This is a genomic window from Bartonella sp. AP19HLJMH (assembly GCF_042196245.1).
In the GTDB taxonomy this organism is placed as follows: Bacteria; Pseudomonadota; Alphaproteobacteria; order Rhizobiales; family Rhizobiaceae; genus Bartonella.
The window spans coordinates 1-544 of sequence record NZ_JBHIPX010000107.1 but is presented as its reverse complement, the minus strand read 5'-3'; the positions used below and the strand labels follow the sequence as shown (position 1 = coordinate 544).

At 45.2% G+C, this 544-nt stretch carries 1 pseudogene; it reads right to left on the bottom strand.

The features are described 5' to 3' along the window. Positions 1-518, bottom strand: a pseudogene (locus ACFINR_RS09625) (late control protein); the annotation flags it as partial. Positions 519-544: the final 26 nt, after the last annotated feature.

Below are 544 nucleotides of genomic sequence, written 5' to 3'. Positions count from 1 at the left end.
TTGATCAAAAAACGTGCCCGCATGCGATCGGCAAGGCGGGTTAAAAAATCAACAGCCGATTGATCTGTGCGAATCACATAAGGCAAATTTTGTTGAGTGAACTGGGGACTAACCTTTGCTTGATAGCCATGGCGTTTGGCAAGTGTCTCAACAATCTCACCAACAGTTTTGTGATCAAAATGCTCACTCACCTGTTCTTTGAGCTCTTTACGCATCGAGGCACTTTTGCCACAAAGGCGCAAAATCTCTCCATCACTGCCCCCACAACTTACAACCGATTCGACAACAAAACACCCCATAAATGCACTGATGCTGTTCTCATAACCAAAGATCACCTGTAGCGCACTGTTGCTTGAGGGAACCTCTAAATCATTGCCACTATCATCAAACTCTGCTTCAAATGTATCGGCTTCATTCCCAGCATGGTCCGTAATGGTTGCGGTTAAAAGACGCTGGTAAAAAACCTCATGAACAGGTTTGTCTCCCACCTTGACCACAATAAAAGGGTGTGTACGCATTAATCCCATAACCGCTTCACCATGCT